The 16,701-nt window shown below is 59.9% G+C and carries 13 protein-coding genes and 3 pseudogenes; 9 read left to right on the top strand and 7 right to left on the bottom strand.

Annotated elements, in window-relative coordinates; genetic code table 11:
- Positions 1 to 82: 82 nt before the first annotated feature.
- The 4 genes and pseudogenes from CN933_RS31830 to CN933_RS17170 all read left to right on the top strand — a co-directional run.
- Positions 83 to 475: pseudogene (locus tag CN933_RS31830) on the top strand (exonuclease domain-containing protein); the annotation flags it as partial.
- A gap of 222 nt (positions 476 to 697) precedes the next feature.
- A pseudogene (locus CN933_RS31825) lies at positions 698 to 1,000 on the top strand (chromate transporter); the annotation flags it as partial.
- 315 nt (positions 1,001 to 1,315) lie between these two features.
- The gene (locus CN933_RS17175) at positions 1,316 to 1,567 is read left to right on the top strand and encodes a hypothetical protein (RefSeq protein WP_102762155.1); all 252 of its coding nucleotides are present in this window, start codon (positions 1,316 to 1,318) and stop codon (positions 1,565 to 1,567) included.
- A 266-nt stretch (positions 1,568 to 1,833) separates the two neighbouring features.
- On the top strand, positions 1,834 to 2,478 hold the full coding sequence (locus CN933_RS17170) for a LabA-like NYN domain-containing protein (protein ID WP_102761844.1): 645 nt from the start codon (positions 1,834 to 1,836) through the stop codon (positions 2,476 to 2,478).
- An 81-nt stretch (positions 2,479 to 2,559) separates the two neighbouring features.
- Here CN933_RS17170 and CN933_RS17165 read toward each other — a convergent pair whose 3' ends face one another.
- The 4 genes from CN933_RS17165 to CN933_RS17150 all read right to left on the bottom strand — a co-directional run bounded on the left by CN933_RS17165 (position 2,560) and on the right by CN933_RS17150 (position 8,057).
- Positions 2,560 to 3,555 (bottom strand): HupE/UreJ family protein, encoded by a 996-nt coding sequence (locus CN933_RS17165; protein ID WP_102761843.1) that lies wholly within the window; start codon positions 3,553 to 3,555, stop codon positions 2,560 to 2,562.
- Entirely contained in the window at positions 3,552 to 4,418 is an 867-nt protein-coding gene (locus CN933_RS17160; RefSeq protein ID WP_180980718.1) for a peptidylprolyl isomerase, read from the bottom strand. Before CN933_RS17160 ends, CN933_RS17165 begins: the two co-directional genes overlap by 4 nt.
- A gap of 77 nt (positions 4,419 to 4,495) precedes the next feature.
- Positions 4,496 to 6,436 (bottom strand): DUF3604 domain-containing protein, encoded by a 1,941-nt coding sequence (locus CN933_RS17155; RefSeq protein WP_102761842.1) that lies wholly within the window; start codon positions 6,434 to 6,436, stop codon positions 4,496 to 4,498.
- A gap of 370 nt (positions 6,437 to 6,806) precedes the next feature.
- The gene (locus tag CN933_RS17150; RefSeq protein ID WP_180980749.1) at positions 6,807 to 8,057 is read right to left on the bottom strand and encodes an alpha/beta hydrolase; all 1,251 of its coding nucleotides are present in this window, start codon (positions 8,055 to 8,057) and stop codon (positions 6,807 to 6,809) included.
- 45 nt (positions 8,058 to 8,102) lie between these two features.
- Here CN933_RS17150 and CN933_RS17145 point away from each other — a divergent pair.
- The 4 genes and pseudogenes from CN933_RS17145 to CN933_RS17130 all read left to right on the top strand — a co-directional run.
- Positions 8,103 to 9,332 (top strand): annotated as a pseudogene (locus CN933_RS17145) (amidohydrolase family protein); the annotation flags it as partial.
- Between the two features lie 161 nt (positions 9,333 to 9,493).
- A complete protein-coding gene (locus CN933_RS17140) occupies positions 9,494 to 9,937 on the top strand; it encodes a DoxX family protein (protein WP_102761841.1) in 444 nt (147 codons plus the stop codon).
- Complete coding sequence (locus CN933_RS17135; protein WP_102761840.1) at positions 9,934 to 11,532, top strand: MFS transporter; 1,599 nt, start codon at positions 9,934 to 9,936, stop codon at positions 11,530 to 11,532. The genes CN933_RS17140 and CN933_RS17135 overlap by 4 nt, the downstream gene beginning before the upstream one ends.
- A 253-nt stretch (positions 11,533 to 11,785) precedes the next feature.
- Positions 11,786 to 12,622 carry an alpha/beta fold hydrolase gene (locus CN933_RS17130; RefSeq protein ID WP_102761839.1) on the top strand — a complete coding sequence of 279 codons (837 nt, stop codon included), beginning with the start codon at positions 11,786 to 11,788 and terminating at the stop codon, positions 12,620 to 12,622.
- An 873-nt stretch (positions 12,623 to 13,495) separates the two neighbouring features.
- Here CN933_RS17130 and CN933_RS17125 read toward each other — a convergent pair.
- From CN933_RS17125 to CN933_RS17115, 3 genes are all read right to left on the bottom strand, one after another.
- Positions 13,496 to 13,852 (bottom strand): type II toxin-antitoxin system HicB family antitoxin, encoded by a 357-nt coding sequence (locus CN933_RS17125; protein ID WP_102761838.1) that lies wholly within the window; start codon positions 13,850 to 13,852, stop codon positions 13,496 to 13,498.
- Complete coding sequence (locus CN933_RS17120; protein WP_102761837.1) at positions 13,849 to 14,103, bottom strand: type II toxin-antitoxin system HicA family toxin; 255 nt, start codon at positions 14,101 to 14,103, stop codon at positions 13,849 to 13,851. The genes CN933_RS17125 and CN933_RS17120 overlap by 4 nt, the downstream gene beginning before the upstream one ends.
- 287 nt (positions 14,104 to 14,390) lie before the next feature.
- Positions 14,391 to 15,344 carry a LysR family transcriptional regulator gene (locus CN933_RS17115; protein WP_102761836.1) on the bottom strand — a complete coding sequence of 318 codons (954 nt, stop codon included), beginning with the start codon at positions 15,342 to 15,344 and terminating at the stop codon, positions 14,391 to 14,393.
- 93 nt (positions 15,345 to 15,437) lie between these two features.
- Between CN933_RS17115 and CN933_RS17110 the strand changes: the two genes are divergently transcribed.
- Complete coding sequence (locus tag CN933_RS17110) at positions 15,438 to 16,397, top strand: MBL fold metallo-hydrolase (protein ID WP_102761835.1); 960 nt, start codon at positions 15,438 to 15,440, stop codon at positions 16,395 to 16,397.
- Positions 16,398 to 16,701 lie beyond the last annotated feature (304 nt).

Below are 16,701 nucleotides of genomic sequence, written 5' to 3'. Positions count from 1 at the left end.
GCGGCCGCGAGGCTGAGCAAATGAAGCAGTTCGATTTGTTTGTCGCGGACGAGGCAGGACCTGCTAAGGCGGGTGTTCGTCGGTGAAGAAGCGCCACCCTCGGAGTGGCTTGAGCGAGGGACGATATTGTGTGGCGCTCCGGGAGTCTGACCGCTATCGCATTCCGAGAAGGCTCGAGCCTCGTACGTCGCGGCGGTCGCACGCCCGGGCTTTCCCCCGAGGGGCGTGATCCTCAATACCGAGACGACCGGCCTCAACCATCGCAAGGACGAGATATCGAGATCGGCGCGGTGGCATTCACGTTCGATCCGACCGGCACCATCGGCGATGTCATCGGGTTTATGGTGGCTTGCAGCAACCGAGCGCTCCAATTCCTTCCGAGATCACGCGCCTGACCGGCATCACAGAGGAAATTGGGGCGGGCCAGATGATCGACCTCTATCAGCTGCGCACCATCATTGAACCTGCCGATCTATACTGGCCGAAGACTACGCCACCGTCTTTCCTGCCGGCGGGCGAAGGGACATGGCAGCCCCCCGGCGTGAAACGGGTTTCGTAGAGACATGCGATCGGCGAAGCGAATGAGGATGTCGGAAGAGAAGCGTGCGGGTTGATGACGCCTATTTTGCAGGTTTCGCCCCCGCTAGCGCGTCTCAGCCGCTGAAGAGAGGATACCGGTCTCCGGTTGCTGAAGAGTGCCGCGTTCGGCAATGTCACCGTTGTCGAAGAGCTGTTCCTCGGCCTGAAAGCGGCGTTGGTCGCCGTTGTCGTTCGTGCCGTGTCGGATAGGCGGCAGGGCGCGCTCACGAGGCGACTGATAGTCGGCATCGCTGCAGCGGCTTTCATCGCCATCTTCTTCTTCCGCGTCTCCTTTCCGCTGATCATGTTGGCCGGCGGGATATTCGGCTATATTGGCGGGCGCTTCGGTTCGCCGTTGTTTAGAGTTGGCTGCGGTCACAAGCGGGAACCCGGTCCGATTCTCAGAGACGAACGTCGTCTCTGAAAATGCCGAGACGAGCGTCTCGCCGGGCTTCAGCCAGCCGTTACTCTTGCGGGTAATCCAGTTTAATTAGCAGAAACTTATTAAGGACTTATTCTTGAGACATAGCATTCACCCTCAGGGCTAGCTTGGCTTCCGGGTGCATTCCCACCCCGCCCCGTCAAACTCCCCCCGTTCTAAACACGCAGCAGCCGTGCCGCTGCGTGAATATGGCATGCTCAGCAGCGGTCTCTGCAGCGTCCGTCATCGTGGCCGCTCATGCCGTATTTCATCACTACCGAGCAGATCCACCATCGGGCGCAAGGGAGGTTGCAAATGAAGAGCAAGCACGAGGTGGACGCGAGCACTATTAGCGGCTGGGAGGCGCGAGGAGGAGAGCCGGACAGCTCTGGGCAGTCTCACCAGTATGGACGCCGCTTTGAGGGAGATGGGACCTATACGATCTATCACGTCTTCTCGGGGAACGTCGCAACGATCGGCGCCTGGAAAATGAATGGGCTCAGCCCCAAAAATGCAGCAAGAGCATTGCGGGTCTTAAATAACCCGCTTGGAGGCGTGAAAAAGTGATGAGATCTTACGTTGGAAGCTTCGGTTATCGGATTCAGGGCAATCGATTTTTGCGATCAGGTCAACGCCCGCGCTTTGCATTGCGATCGTTGTCCTAATCACCCTTAGAGGGGTTCTTTGGTAACGGCAGCAAGGGGAGCCCGCCGAGCGGCTCCCCTCTAAAAATCAATCACATCCTTGAGTGTCTTTAATAGATAAACTTCTGATGGTGCACCGGGTATAGCCCCCTAGACCACTCTGGTCCAATCACTTTAGTAATTCATTATATGCGAAGTCCCGGCTGCCGTGATTGGCTCCGGTGCGGGCCCTGCGGCGGAGAGAACGGCCATGTTGATCAGCGGGAGAAGATCGCGCTCCTCATTGACGGCGCCAATCTGCTCGCCGCCTCGAAGGCGCTCGGCTTCGACATCGATTATCGCAAGCTGCTCCAGGCTTTTCGGAAGCGCGCCTATCTGCTCCGGGCCAATTATTATGCCGCGGTGGTGGAGGACGAGGAAACGACCACGATCCGCCCGTTGATCGACTGGCTCGACTACAACGGATACCAGGTGGTGACCAAACCCGCCAGAGAATTCACCGACACGCTCGACCGACGCAAAATCAAGGGCAACATGGACGTTGAACTTGCGATCGACGCCATCGAACTGGCGGAAACCGCCGATCATCTCGTGATCTTCTCAGGCGATGGCAACTTCACGAGCCTTGTCGCGGCATTGCAACGCAAGGGGCGCAAGGTCTCCGTAGTCTCAACCATGGCGACGCGGCCGCCAGAGACTTCAGACGCACTGCGCCGCGAAGCCGATCACTTTATCGATCTGGTCATGCTCCGGAGCGAAATAAGTCGGGAGCCTGCAGAAAGCGCCTCAAACGGCAGCGACGACGGACACGCAGTCACGACACTTGAGGGGTGAGGCTGCGACAGGGCTCCATCGAGAAAGCCATCTCGATTGATGGTGATGGCTCCTGCTCCCGGCGTCGCATTGCGCCATAGTTCACGCCGCCCACCCGGCGATTCGGGAAACCAGCCACAGCAGCGCAGCAGTCCCGATCATGTAGGCGCTGAACTGACGGGCTAGTGCGGGTTGCATCGTGCCCAGTGCGCCCGCGGCCCTTAGCACGCCCAGCGCCGCGGCGACGAAGATCAACTGTCCTGCCTCGACGCCCAGGTTGAATGTCAGCAGGCTCAGCGGCACGTCGGATTGCGGCAGGCCGATTTCCTTCAGGGCACCGGCAAACCCGAAACCATGCAGCAGCCCGAACGCGAAGGCCACTACCCAGGGGTGGCTTTCCGAGAGCCTGCTCTTGCCCGGCTTCATCTTGATCAGTTCGCTGGCAATAAACGCAATGCTGAGCGCAATCGTTGCTTCGACCGGCTTCTGGGGCAGGCTGAAATATCCAAGCGACGCTCCAGCCAGCGTGATGCTGTGGGCAATCGTAAAGGTCGTGATCGTCTTGACGAGCATCCAGCGATCTCGAATGAGCAGAATGAGTGCAAGAACGAAGAGCAGATGATCGAGGCCGGAGAGTATGTGATCGACACCCAGCAGGAAGTAGGTCCGGGCGACCTCAAGGCCGGTCTGTGCACCCGCGGCGACGAATGAGGGCGCCTCCGGCATGAGGCGCACTACCTCCGTGTCGCGGTTCTCGTATTCGATGCGGACGAGCGCTTCGGTCATGGTCGATCTGAGGCCGTTGATGGCGATCTCGCCGCCCTTCAATCCGCCTGCGCAGGCGACGGTCCATCGCTCCAGATAAGCTCCGCCCTCGATCGACCTCGCCGGTTCGGCTTTTGCCATGCACGGCTTCGGCAGACTTGCATAAAGCCCGAGACGCATCTCGCCCTGCGCCGGCACTTTCCAGACGACGGTGAACTCGTCCGGACCAGTTTCCCGCATGTCGAGATAGGCTGGTCGAATCTCATGGGCGACCCCCGGCACGGCCGGAAACATCAGGAGGAACAAGACCGGCAGGGTACCAAGCCGTGTCACGGGTTGCCTTCCGCGTTGGTCAGGCTCTCGATATTGACCACATAGCCCTTGAGAAGTTCCGCAAAGCGTTGGTTTTCGAGTTCCTTGCGTTTGGCATTGGTCCACTCGCGCGTCACGGCGTCGCGCACCTCGCTGAGGGCTGGCAGTCGGCCGGGCTTGCGTTCCGACACCCGGACCAGGTGAGGTCCGAAACCCGAGGCGATAGGACCCGTCCATTGGCCCGGGGCTATCTTGTCGATTGCTTCCGCGAAATCGGCGCCGAAGGTCTGTCCGATCAAGCTCTTGCTCGTGAGCGCCAGCTCCGGTGGCAGCATCGAGGCGTCGCCAAGCGAAGCGGGATCGGTCGCAGGTTGGCTCAGCAAGAGGTCTAGGATGGTGGCGGCGTTTTGTTCGATCGCTTCGCCATGCCGCTGAGGGTTCAGAAAAATCTGCTGGAAGGCCAGCATCGGATCGATCTCGAATGTCGCTGGATTGGCCTTCAGGTAGGCGCCGAGCTCCGCATCGGTCGCTGTCAGCGCTTCGGCGTCCGCGGCGTTCAGGAATTCCATCTTCTGGCGCAGACGGCGACGAACGACCGCGTCGCCCTCATCGAGTCCAAGCACCAGCGCTTGGCGAACGAGGATTTCTTCCTTCACATAGTCGTCGATCAGGCCCTTGAGTTCATCGGCGGTCGGCGGACGCTGCCAGGTCTTGGCGAACAGGGTCGCCATCTGCTCGATCTTCGGCGCGACGACGACGATGCTGTCCGGCTTGCTGTCAGCATTGGCGCCGAAGAGCCCGTAGCCCGCGAAGATCAGCAGCGCGAGAGCCAAGAAGTGGACCAGCGGCTCTCTCAGCACATGTTTGAACAATATCGTGCTCATTCGTTCGCCGGATGACGGACCAAATGATGCGGCGGTCGGTTCGGCCGCCGGCATCGCGACATCCACTTCCCTTTGAGTCACGGCGTATACCAGATCGGCGAGGTATAGGCGCGTTCGGTGACGGTCATCCGTGTGCCCTCCAGCGGCTTTGTCCCGAACCGTTTGGCGTCATAGGCGGTCCACCGAGGCGTCGGTATCTCGATGACGCGTCCGTAGTAGAAGGCCTTCTGTTTCGGATCGAAGCTCGGATCCTTCCAGACCGCGATCAGTTCCGGCGCACCGATGGTGTTGGTCCAGGTCGCGTTCTCGAGGTCGACGGTGCTGCCGACCGATGCCACCCTGCCATCGGCGCCCGGCTTACGGTCCCCGCCCCAGGCGACGTCGTACACCTGCTCATGCGTCTCGCCCTTGTCGTCGAGCCAGCCCTTGACGATCTGGTAGCGGTCCAGATTGGCCCCGATTGGGTCTCGCAGCGCCGCCACCAGGAACGACGGTGCCTTGCCTTCCGGCGCTGCCGTCAGGTCGCCGCCCATGGGAACGCCCTTGCCGTAGCCGATCGCGCCGGGGTTGCGGGTCTCGGTATCGGTAGGCTCGAAATCCCAGCCGCCGAAGAAGCGCACGGCCATGCGCGGCCCGGTGGTTGCATAGGTCTCCTTGCGCTGCATGGCGTCCCAGATCGATTCCCGCGTATTCTCCGTGGCCCACACAGCGGCGTAGCCCGACGCGCCGACCTCCCAGTCCATCACCGTGATGCCGGTTTTGGCGTCCTTGACGAACGTTGCCGTCAGGCGCTCCGGGCTTGGCTCCTGCGGCGTGGTCTTTCCGAAGAAGTTTTCCTCTTCCATGGCCGCAAGGCCGGTATGCGCGTCGGAGCTGCCGACCAGCCCGAACTTGTAGGGATTTGTGCCGAGTTCGGCTTCGAGCTTGAGGCCGTTCTTCAACGCGGACCGTGTATATTCGAACTCGAGCATATCAGGCGTCTTCGGCACACTGGCATCGAGATTACCGAAATCCCAGGTCTCGAAATCCGCGAATTCGTCATTGGGCGACAGAACCGGGTGCGCCTCGCCGTCGCCCTTCGTCTGGGTTGTCTCGTAGAGGCGTTCCCACCTGGAGCGCTGCTCGACATATTCCTTGTCGACCGGCTTGCCGGTGAAGGATTCGATCAGCGGGAACATGCGGCCGTTGGACAGATTGCCGTTGTGCGCAATCGCCAGCACGCTGCCGCCGGTCTTGTCCTCATAGGCCTGCATCCACTTCCATAGGTCGCGCGGATTGTCGCTGCCCAAGGGCTTAAGCGTCGTATAGGGCACGACCTGGTCGGCCTTGTCGGCATTGTCACGGAAGACGACATTGCGATGTAGATTGTTGCCTGCCGTGTTCGAGGTCCACTCATAGCCGATGAAGGCGGTGAAGCGGCCCGGCTCGTTGTATTCCTCGGCGGCCTTTATCGTGTCCTGCCACGCGTTCTTGTAGGGACGTGTCTCCGGCCCGTAGATCATGCTCTTGGGCAGTGTCCCCTTGCCGAAGCTGAAGATGATCTCGAGCGCGGCCTTGCCGCCTTGTCCCGCCTTGATCTCCTCGTACCAGGTCTTGGCCTGCGGATCGGAAATGACTTCCGGCTTGCCGGCGAAGAGGTCGGGGAACATGCCCATGTTGTCCGAGTGGTCGGCCACCACGAGGAAGTCGAGCGGCCGTGACAACTTGGCAGGCTGGCCGCTCGACGCCGTGATCTCCTCGCCGCGAGCAAAGCGATATGCATCGCGAGGCGTCAACCTTGCACCGAAAGCCCCGGCATCGAATGAAGCCCCGGTATGCAAATGCGTGTCGCCGAACAGCGGCCGGGTCGGAAAATTGCGCCCCGTATAGGGCGAATAGACCGGTTTGCTGGAAAATGCCTTTTCGGCCTTTGCACCGTCCAGAGTGCCGATATCGGTGGTCTCCTGAGCCTCAGCCGCCAAGGCAGAGCCCAGGCTGATGAACCCGGCAAAAACCAACGTCACAGATGTGCTTTTCATTGTCCCCCCCCTTTTCCCGACCCAGTCATGGTAACAGTATCCGAGCAGCATATTTTGATTTGCATCGATGACGGGAACTCGGCCCCCAGCCCTCGGTCATTTTAAACAGTTGTAATAGATGCAAACCATAGCACGTCCATTGATCTTGTTTTGGCCTTTTGCTTGCAGATTGTCAGGAGGCTCGAACCAGCTGGTATCTAAATTCTGCAAACTCGTTGCATACAGCGACCGCTAGCTCAAACGGCAAAAAGGCCGAGGCTCTCCGACGAGCAGTGGCGAGACATCGGCCGCGACAGCACTGTTGCCGATCACCGCCGCCAGCACTGCCGCCAGTCCGGGTTTGCGGTATCTGGGCATCTCGATTTACCCATTAGTTTTGCGGCGCGCACGCCGGATCGCGTTCAGCCGACGGTCTCGAAGCGCAGTCTTTCACCGCGATCTCCTGTTTGCCACCCGATCGTCCCATCGCCGCGCCGACGTGGTTGGCATAGTTGTCTCGGGTATGTGGATCGATGACGGCGACTGGAGCCGCGAGGATCAGGCCGGCGGCGCTGCCGGCCGCAGCGGCTGCTCCCGTCGTTCCTGCAATGAGATGGTCCCCGAGGCCCATCCGGCTGTCGGTCAGAGGCTGACCTTCGGAGATGCGTGCGCCAATGAGGCGGACGACTTCCGGGGATTCGGCGAACTTGCCATGATGCATGCCGTCGCCTGCCTTGACCTTGGTCAGATCGATGACGGTGATCTCGTTGTCCGCCAGTTCCTGCTTGTAGGGATCGACCTCGGGGTCGATCGAACCGAGCCGGGGAATGTCGCCCCAGACCCTGCGCGAGAAGGCAAGAGCCCGGTCGTCGCGCGATACGAACAGGGTGAACCGGGGGTGCTGGCTGCCCATGTCCTCGATCTGCGAGCGGAAGACGTCGACATCGACATCAGGAGCCGCAAGCATCACGTTCTTGAATTTGGGCGGCAACCCGTCATTGCGGATCGCCATCTGGCGGAGAGCCTCGAGCGTGAGCCAGTTCCCCATCGAATGCGCGAGGATCGACACCTCCTTCACCTCGCGATCCGCGGCCAGGTACTGGAAGAGCGATTCCAGCGCATTGCGGGTGTAGTTGGTGCTTTCGCGGTCGTAGCCATAGGCTAGCAGGCTGCCCCGCGACGGCCATGTGACCAGCACAGGCGCACTCTTGATTCCCGAGTCATGGACGATCTGCGCGAAGCGGTAGACCGAGTCCTCGAAGCGGTTGTTGAAGCCGTGGATGAACACGAGCACGCTGCGGTCGGGACTTTTCCTGACCGTGGCATTGAGCCAGGTCTTGGCTCCATCCTTGGTCAGTTCATCCGCCTTCAACGTCGCGAAATCGGTGGCTGGATTGGACGGCAGTTTTTTTGGCCAGGCAACCTCGCCGACCTTGCGGACAGGCGGGATCGAAACCGTGATATTCGCGAAGGCCGGGGCGCGCGCCCGTTCGCCCGTGAACATCTCTCCGGCCACCTCCGAACGGCCGCGGGTGGTGGTGATCAGCATGTCGACGCGGCTCGTTGTGGGCGTGCTGTCGGCGACAGGCGTCAGCACGCCTTTCGGATGCCCGCCGCATCCGGAAAGCACGACGAATGCCAGGCAGAGGGCCGCCCGCTGAAGACGATCGGAAGGAAATGATGAGGCATGCGCGAACTGAACCGCCTTGGCGTGACAGGCGTGATCGACGCGGGTGGCGGCTTCCAGAACTATCCTGACGACTACGAGGTCATTCAAAAGCTGTCCGACGAGAACCAGATGACGGTGCGGCTGGCCTACAACCTCTTTACCCAGAAGCCCAAGGAAGAGAAGCAGGACTTCCTGAACTGGACGCAGTCGGTCAAATACAAACAGGGTAACGACTACTTCCGCCACAACGGTGCCGGCGAGATGCTTGTCTTCTCGGCCGCCGACTTCGAGGATTTCCGCCAGCCCCGTCCGGAAATGGCTCCTGAAATGGAAGGCGAGCTGGAAGAGGTCGTCCGCATCCTGGCTGAAAACCGTTGGCCATGGCGCCTGCATGCCACCTATGACGAGACGATCTCCCGCGCCCTCGACGTGTTCGAGAAGGTCAACAAGGATATCCCGCTCGAAGGACTGAACTGGTTCTTCGACCATGCCGAAACCATCTCGGACCGCTCGATCGACCGTATCGCCGCACTTGGCGGCGGTATCGCTACCCAGCATCGCATGGCCTATCAGGGCGAATACTTCGTCGAGCGCTACGGTCACGGCGTGGCCGAGGCGACGCCGCCGATCCGCCGCATGCTCGACAAGGGAGTAAACGTCTCGGCCGGCACCGATGCCACCCGCGTCGCCTCCTACAATCCGTGGGTCTCGCTGTCGTGGATGGTAACTGGCAAGACGGTCGGCGGCATGCAGCTCTACCCTCGGGCAAACTGCCTCGACCGCGAGACGGCGCTGCGAATGTGGACCGAAAAGGTCACATGGTTCTCCAACGAAGAAGGCAAGAAGGGCCGCATCGAAAAAGGGCAGTTCGCCGACCTCGTGGTGCCGGACAAGGACTTCTTCTCCTGCGCCGAGGACGAGATCTCCTTCATCGTCTCGGAGCTGACCATGGTCGGCGGCAAGATTGTCTATGGCGCAGGCGACTTCAAGACGCTCGACGAGAACGAGATCCCGCCCGCGATGCCCGACTGGTCTCCGGTGCGCAAGTTCGGCGGTTACGCGGCCTGGGGCGAACCGGAAAGAGCGGGTGCCCGTTCGCTCCGCCGCACCGCGATCTCCACATGCGGATGTGCAAGTGATTGCGGCGTGCACGGCCACGACCATGCCGGGGCCTGGACATCCAAGCTCCCGATAGCCGACCTCAAAGGCTTCTTCGGCGCTCTCGGCTGCTCCTGCTGGGCGGTCTGACGAACATTCAGCTCGGGTGGCCCACCGACACCCGAGCGTCACTCCATAATTGCTGATTTTGCAATTAAATCGAAACTATTGCTGCAATTGTTGGCTACGCGGTAACCAGCCAATATCGCTCCATCGAACGCAGCCCTCGCGGCGAACATGCAGGAGCAGATATGACCTACCAATCTCAACTATCCAACCCAATCCGGAGCAATCTGGCACGCGTCATCGGCTCTCCGGTTACTCGGAGGGTGTCACTGTTGGCTCTTTGCGCAGCCTACATACAGGGTCCGCTCACCAAGATCTTCGACTTCAATGGTGCCCTGGCCGAGATGGACCACTTCGGTCTCCACCCAGCCGCTTTCTTTGCGGTCGCTGTCATCGTCTTCGAGCTGACGGCCTCTGCCATGGTGATCTCCGGCTTTCTGCGCTGGGCAGGTGCTCTGGCGTTGGCTGGCTTCACGCTTCTCGCAACCTTCATCGCCCTCCGCTTCTGGGAGATGGCACCGGGAATGGATCGCATGATGGCGACCAACGCCTTCTTCGAGCACCTCGGCCTCGCAGGCGCATTCGTCTTTGTTGCAGCATTCGACCTCACCAAGGGAGCAGGAAAATGAGCGCCGCAAAATTATCCGCGGGAACCTTTGCGCCCCTTGGCCAGCCAGTCTTCGCGGTTCTGTGGACCGCCACCGTCCTTGGCAACACCGGAAGCTTCATGCGCGACGTCGCTAGCTCCTGGCTGATGACGGATCTTTCGGCATCGCCAGCCGCGGTCGCCATGGTTCAGGCGGCTGGAACCCTGCCGATCTTTCTGCTTGCCATCCCAGCAGGCGTTCTCACCGACATCCTCGATCGGCGCAAATTCCTGATTGCCGGCCAACTCCTGCTGGCATCCGTCAGCATCTCCCTGATGGTCCTGTCGCAGACGGGCATGCTCTCGGTCAGCGCGCTGATCGGTCTGACCTTCCTCGGCGGGATCGGAGCAGCGCTTATGGGGCCGACCTGGCAGGCAATTGTTCCGGAACTGGTGAAGCGCGAGGACGTGAAGAGCGCAGTGGCGCTAAACTCGCTCGGCATCAACATTGCTCGTTCAATCGGGCCTGCTGCGGGCGGCCTGCTTCTCGCAGCCTTCGGAGCCGGGATCACCTATGGCGCAGACGTTGCCAGCTACATCGTGGTGATCGCAGCTCTCGTCTGGTGGCCACGCGCCAAGAACGCCAACGATGCTCTCCAGGAAAACTTCTTTGGCGCGTTCCGGGCCGGACTTCGCTACACCCGCTCGAGCACGCCACTGCACATCGTCCTCCTGCGCGCCGCGATCTTCTTCGCGTTCGCAAGCGCGGTTTGGGCACTTCTGCCGCTCGTTGCCCGGCAACTGCTCGGTGGTGATGCCAGCTTCTATGGCATCCTGCTCGGTGCGGTAGGTGCTGGTGCCATCGGCGGAGCCTTGGTGATGCCGAAGCTGCGTGAACGCTTGAGCTCCGACGGCCTGCTGCTCGGCGCCGCGCTTGTCACAGCAGCCGTCATGGGTGTCCTGTCGCTTGCGCCGCCAAAGATCGTCGCCATCATGGTCCTTCTGTTCCTCGGTGGTGCATGGATCACCGCCTTGACAACGCTCAATGGCACTGCGCAGTCTGTTCTGCCCAACTGGGTGCGCGGCCGTGGGCTCGCCGTCTACCTGACCGTCTTCAACGGTGCGATGACTGCCGGAAGCCTTGGATGGGGCGCGGTCGGCGAGGCTGTCGGCATCCAGTCCACCTTGATCATTGGAGGCATCGGCCTGCTCACCGCCGGGTTCATAATGCACCGCATGAAGCTTCCGGCCGGCGATGCCGACCTGGTGCCGTCGAACCATTGGCCCGAGCCGCTTGTTGCGGAACCGATCGCCCATGACCGTGGCCCGGTTCTAATCCTGATCGAGTACAAGGTCGAGAAGCAGCACCACACAGCCTTCCTGCACGCGATCGATCATCTTTCCAGGGAGCGCCGCCGCGATGGTGCCTACGGGTGGGGCATCACCGAGGATTCGGCCGACCCCGAGAAGATTGTCGAGTGGTTCATGGTTGAATCCTGGGCCGAGCATCTTCGCCAACACAAGCGGGTCTCCAACGCCGACGCCGACCTGCAGGGCAAGGTGCTTGCCTATCACGCCGGGACGGAAAAGCCGGTCGTCCGCCACTTCCTGACCATCAATCGTCTTGGCGCTGCGTAACGAAACAGGGAGGCGGACCAGTACGACTGTCTGATAATTGCAGAAACGGCAATTGATTCGAAATCATTACTGCAATTGTTGATCGGCGCGTTTCCAGACAACATGGATCCGTTAGAAGAACAAAGGGTCTGCGATACAAGCAACGATGATGCCGCTTTCCGCAGTTTCCGTAGCCCCGCTTTCGAAATGCCCGCCTCCCTTTCATTGTAGCCAACGCTGCATCCCCCGAAGCCAATTCAAAAGGAAACAAGCCATGAGCACTGTAATCACCAACGACGGCGTCGAAATCTTCTACAAGGACTGGGGGCGCAAGGACGCACAGCCGATCGTCTTCCATCACGGCTGGCCGCTGTCATCCGACGACTGGGATGCCCAGATGCTGTTCTTCCTTTCCAAAGGCTATCGTGTCGTCGCTCACGACCGTCGTGGCCACGGCCGTTCCGCCCAGGTCGCTGATGGTCATGATATGGACCACTACGCCGCCGACGCTTTTGCTGTCGCCGAACATCTCGACCTGAAGAACGCGGTTCATATTGGTCACTCAACGGGCGGCGGCGAAGTCGCTCGTTACGTTGCTAAGTACGGCCAGAAGGCCGGCCGCGTGGCCAAGGCCGTTCTCGTTTCCGCAGTCCCGCCGCTGATGCTCAAAACCGAAGCCAACCCGGAAGGCCTGCCAATGGAAGTCTTTGACGGTTTCCGCTCTGCGCTTGCCGCTAACCGCGCACAGTTCTTCCGCGACGTTCCTGCCGGCCCATTTTACGGCTTCAACCGCGAAGGCGCCCAGGTTCAGGAAGGCGTGATCCAGAACTGGTGGCGTCAGGGCATGATGGGTGGCGTAAAGGCGCATCATGACGGCATCAAGGCCTTCTCGGAAACCGACCAGACCGAAGACCTGAAGGCGATCACGGTTCCGACGCTCGTTCTGCACGGTGAAGACGACCAGATCGTCCCGATCGCAGACTCTGCGCTGAAGACCGCCAAGCTTCTGAAGAGCGGCACCCTCAAGACGTATCCCGGCTTCTCGCACGGCATGCTCACGGTCAATGCCGACGTGCTGAACGCCGATCTTCTAGGCTTCGTCCAGAGCTGACCCACTACAGACGACGGTTGCGGCTCTCTTGCATCCGCTGTCTGAGGGATCATCCACAATTTTAGCTGAGGTGACCATGACATAGCCACGTAAAGGCACGGCAAGCCTGATTGCCCGGGTACTCGAACCGATGGCGGTGCGGCTCGAGTTCCTCGGCATCATCAGTTGTCGCTGCCTCGGCGGCATATCTCAGGAAATCTTCAAACTCTCACCGGAGGACGCATACACCTGCTACAGAGCAAGCATATGGACAGGGCTTTGCCCTGATTGGGCCGCCGCTGATCGAGCGCTTTCTCGCCAGCAAGGCATTGATCCAGCCCGTCAACGCGCCGTCCGTCGTCCGTCACGCGTGTAACCTCCTTCTTCCCCGGGGAGCAACGCCATCCCTCGCGGCGGCGGCTTTCGCCGAATGGGTGAAAACTTCCTTTCCGAAGACGAGGTTGATGGCGGAAGGAGCCATCGAGACCTGAAGGGTGGATTCTGACTGCGATCGGGTTGTGCTTCTATTTCGAAGAGGTCTCGTGACAGCTTTGGCGTACGGCGGTCGTCAGCGAAGCGGGAAGCTGGACCGGGCTCAATCGAGCCATTCCCGGTCCTCGTCCCCTACTGCCGCAAGGGGTCGAAGGGAGCCGTTCTTCGCGAATCCCGTGCACGACTTGTTGCGAGGATGTTCATGTTCGGGAGAATCTAATCCAAGTGCAACATTGACGGGTGAAGAGTAGGGCACTACGCGCATTCGCGCAAATGCGCCATGAAGACCTCGGTGGGCGTTCGATAGCCCAAGCACTTGCGCGGGAGCGCATTCAAGCCAATTCATCGAACGGCCAGTCGCCGTAGGGCGAATTGCGGATTTACAATGAGCCGCAACGGGCACTATGCTGAGAGGCGTGCCTCGGCAAAGTGGTCGGCGGCTTCTTCCAACACCTCTTCTGCCCACTGGTTAAGGCTCTTTCCCGAAAGCTCAGCAGCAAGAGCCGCTCGGCGATGGACTTCGGGAGCGACACGAAACATCATCTTTCCTGAATAGGGCCTCTGAGGCTCTTTGCCTATTTTCCTGCAGGTCTCGAGGTAATCATCGACTGCCTCATGAAAGGCCTTCTTAAGCTCAACGACGCTGTCGCCGTGAAAGCCGATAACATCGGAAATACCTGCAATCTTGCCAAAAAACACTTCGTCCTCAGCATCGAATTCGATGCGAGCGTGATACCCGTTGTAAGTCATGGTGTTCATGGCGTTACTCCAATTTGCATCAGGAACTCGCGAGCATCGCGCACCTGATACCGCTTTGCTTCCTTGTCCGGATGGGGTCTGTGGAAGCTCGCAATGATGCCGTCTTTTTCGAACTTCACGCGAGAGCCGTTTCCTTCGATTACGTTCGCTCCAGCGGCCACAAGCAGGTTCTCTATAGCGGCCCATTCAATGGTTCCAGAAACCGGATCCTTGAATACGGCCGCAAGGGTCTTTCTCTGCTTGCTGTTCATGCTAGCAATATAAGGACGCTTGCTGTTTATGCAAGCATAAACTCAACAGCTCCGTGACTTCGATCGAACTGAGCACACCGAAAAGTCCTACTTGCGGCGGATCAAGGCCGGAGCGGGCGGTAAGATCTTTGGTGCCGTCCTCCGAGACGCGATGAGCTGGATGACCAAGGACGCTGCCTACGTTCTTAAGATCAAATAGTGGTTTTGGTGGAGATTGTAATAACGGGTCTGCAGTTCGAGTCCGTTCAAGGCGAGGCCTTCACACACACGCTGATCTCCACCGCCCGTCACGCCGCAATATGCGCGACGTTACTCCCGTTCGTCCTCAGCATCGCCTCACGGATCTGCTGCCGCAACCATGCGCAGCCAAGATCGCTGTCCGTCTGAAGCGGCCAAACCATTGCCACGGGTGGAAACGAAAGCTCCAGTGGCACCGGGCTCACCTCAAGTCCCAGCAGCGGTCCGTAACGAAGTGCAATGCGCGATGATACGGTGGCAATCACGGCAGATGAGCGTGCCGTGGCCAATATCGACATGAAATCGGGTGCTGCCGCTACCACCTCCAGTTCTGCGCCCGCGTGTTTCAGCGCATCCTTGACGCAGCCATGCAGGCTGTCTGTCTGTGAGATCACGGCGTGTTGTGCGGTCATATAAGCATCGAGGCCTACCGGATTCGAAACCTTCAGCAATTGTGGATTGAAACAGCACAAAACGCTGGACTGATACAGCGGCTCGCAATGGTGCCGTGAATCGGGCAGATAGCTGCACCCCACGGACAGATCGACGACGCCGGCCTCCAGCATCGCGTCAACCTCCTGGGCATCACCACCGCGGGCCAGAATACGGATGCCCGGCGCGATATCGCGCAGCCGAGCCGTCAGATCGGGAAGCAGTAGCAGTTCCACCTCGCTGGAAAGCCCCAGCCGGAACGTGCGCCGTTCGGTGGCCGGATCGAATGCGTCTGCCATCAACACGGCCGCCTGCGCCTGTCGCAGAGCCTGCCGCACCGGGCCGGACAAATTGAGCGCCCGTGCGGTGGGCTTCATCACCTGCCCTACACGGACGAAAAGCTCATCCTGAAACAGTGTGCGCAGCGTGGATATATTGTGGCTCATGGCAGGTTGTTGGATTTTCAAGCGCTGCGCAGCACGTGTCACGCTCATTTCTTCCATCATCGCATCGAAGGCAACGAGAAGATTGAGGTCGAAGGAACGAAGATTGAAATGATCGATGACTTGCATGACCGATATCGATTTGATTGCTGACCGAGACATCCTTAGCTGAAGAGCAGGAACTTGCAAGCCGTTCCGAACCATCTTTCAAGGAGCAAACCCATGCCATCCCGTCGTTCCATTCTCAAAGGCGTTTTGTCCGGCATCATCGCTGCACCCTTCGGCGCACCGTCGCCCGCCTTCGCCAAGGCACCTTATGCCGCTGTTCAGGCGCCCGGTTTCTACCGGCTGAAAATCGGCTCCGTAGAGGTCACGGCCCTGTCGGACGGCACGGTCGCCCTGCCGCTGGCTAAGCTGTATACCAATACCAGCCAACAATATGCCCAGAACGTGTTGAAGGATGCCTTTCTGCCGGAGCTCGTACCAACGTCCGTCAACGCCTTCCTGGTCAACAACGGCGATAGGCTGATACTGATCGATGCGGGCACCGGTGCCTATCTCGGGCCATCGCTCGGCAAACTCGTGGCCAACATCGAGGCTTCCGGTTACAAGGTGGATGACATCGATGATGTCATCCTCACCCATATTCACACCGATCATTCCGGCGGGTTGATGAGCAATGGCAAGCATACCTTTCCGAACGCCACATTGCGGGTCAATGAGCGGGAGGCCAAATTCTGGCTAAGCCCGAAGAACGCCAGGGCAGCGACCGGCATCGTCAAGCAGCATTTTCGCGAGGCGGACCAGTGCGTAACGCCTTACGTCAAAGCCGGAAAATTCGAAACCTTCGCGGATAACGCAGCGCCCGTTCCCGGCCTTGGTTCCATTCTTTATGCGGGACATACACCGGGTCACAGCGCCATCACGTTGGAAAGCGAAGGCCAGAAGATCGTATTCTGGGGCGACATCACGCATGGCGATATCCTGCAATTCGATGAACCCGGCATCGCAATCGAATTCGATATTGACCAGAAGGCCGCCGTTGATGCGCGCGACATTGCGTTCCGACAGGCGGTGGCAGGCAAATATCTGGTGGCAGGCGCACACATCGCCTTTCCGGGCATCGGACATGTCCGTAAAGACAGCACCAATTGCGACTGGCTACCGGTCAACTATTCGTAGTTCTGACGACCGGCTATCCTCCAGTGAAACGCGCGGATCAGGCAACCGCCGGGAGAAGCTGTAGTGATGGCTGCCGCGCCGAATCCGCTCAAGGCGAGGAATAAACAGCCGACACTACGGACGGGCGCTCAGCAGCTTGCCGACTGCCTCGGTTGGGTGGAAGGCGGTCGTTCCGTCTTGCTCATCGGGACGAGCAGGTAGCGCCAATAGCGGAAATCAACCCAACGTACCTGCGAACCGTTCTGGCCACCTCTGGCGTTGGAAGACCTCGCTGCCCTCAGCCAAATGCCAGCTGAGTGCCTCC

Source organism: Sinorhizobium sp. M4_45 (assembly GCF_002885915.1).
In the GTDB taxonomy this organism is placed as follows: Bacteria; Pseudomonadota; Alphaproteobacteria; order Rhizobiales; family Rhizobiaceae; genus Sinorhizobium; species Sinorhizobium meliloti_A.
Note: the sequence above shows the minus strand (reverse complement) of the source record. Positions and strands in the feature narration are given on the sequence as shown.

Bases quoted from the DNA above. Each gene is read 5' to 3' on its own strand.
- CN933_RS17125 (WP_102761838.1), bottom strand. From the start codon at position 13,852: ATGAACACCATGACTTACAACGGGTATCACGCTCGCATCGAATTCGAT.
- CN933_RS17170 (WP_102761844.1), top strand. From the start codon at position 1,834: ATGCGAAGTCCCGGCTGCCGTGATTGGCTCCGGTGCGGGCCCTGCGGC.
- CN933_RS17135 (WP_102761840.1), top strand. From the start codon at position 9,934: ATGAGCGCCGCAAAATTATCCGCGGGAACCTTTGCGCCCCTTGGCCAG.
- CN933_RS17155 (WP_102761842.1), bottom strand. From the start codon at position 6,436: ATGAAAAGCACATCTGTGACGTTGGTTTTTGCCGGGTTCATCAGCCTG.
- CN933_RS17115 (WP_102761836.1), bottom strand. From the start codon at position 15,344: ATGCAAGTCATCGATCATTTCAATCTTCGTTCCTTCGACCTCAATCTT.
- CN933_RS17140 (WP_102761841.1), top strand. From the start codon at position 9,494: ATGACCTACCAATCTCAACTATCCAACCCAATCCGGAGCAATCTGGCA.
- CN933_RS17175 (WP_102762155.1), top strand. From the start codon at position 1,316: ATGAAGAGCAAGCACGAGGTGGACGCGAGCACTATTAGCGGCTGGGAG.
- CN933_RS17120 (WP_102761837.1), bottom strand. From the start codon at position 14,103: ATGAACAGCAAGCAGAGAAAGACCCTTGCGGCCGTATTCAAGGATCCG.
- CN933_RS17160 (WP_180980718.1), bottom strand. From the start codon at position 4,418: ATGAGCACGATATTGTTCAAACATGTGCTGAGAGAGCCGCTGGTCCAC.
- CN933_RS17110 (WP_102761835.1), top strand. From the start codon at position 15,438: ATGCCATCCCGTCGTTCCATTCTCAAAGGCGTTTTGTCCGGCATCATC.
- CN933_RS17130 (WP_102761839.1), top strand. From the start codon at position 11,786: ATGAGCACTGTAATCACCAACGACGGCGTCGAAATCTTCTACAAGGAC.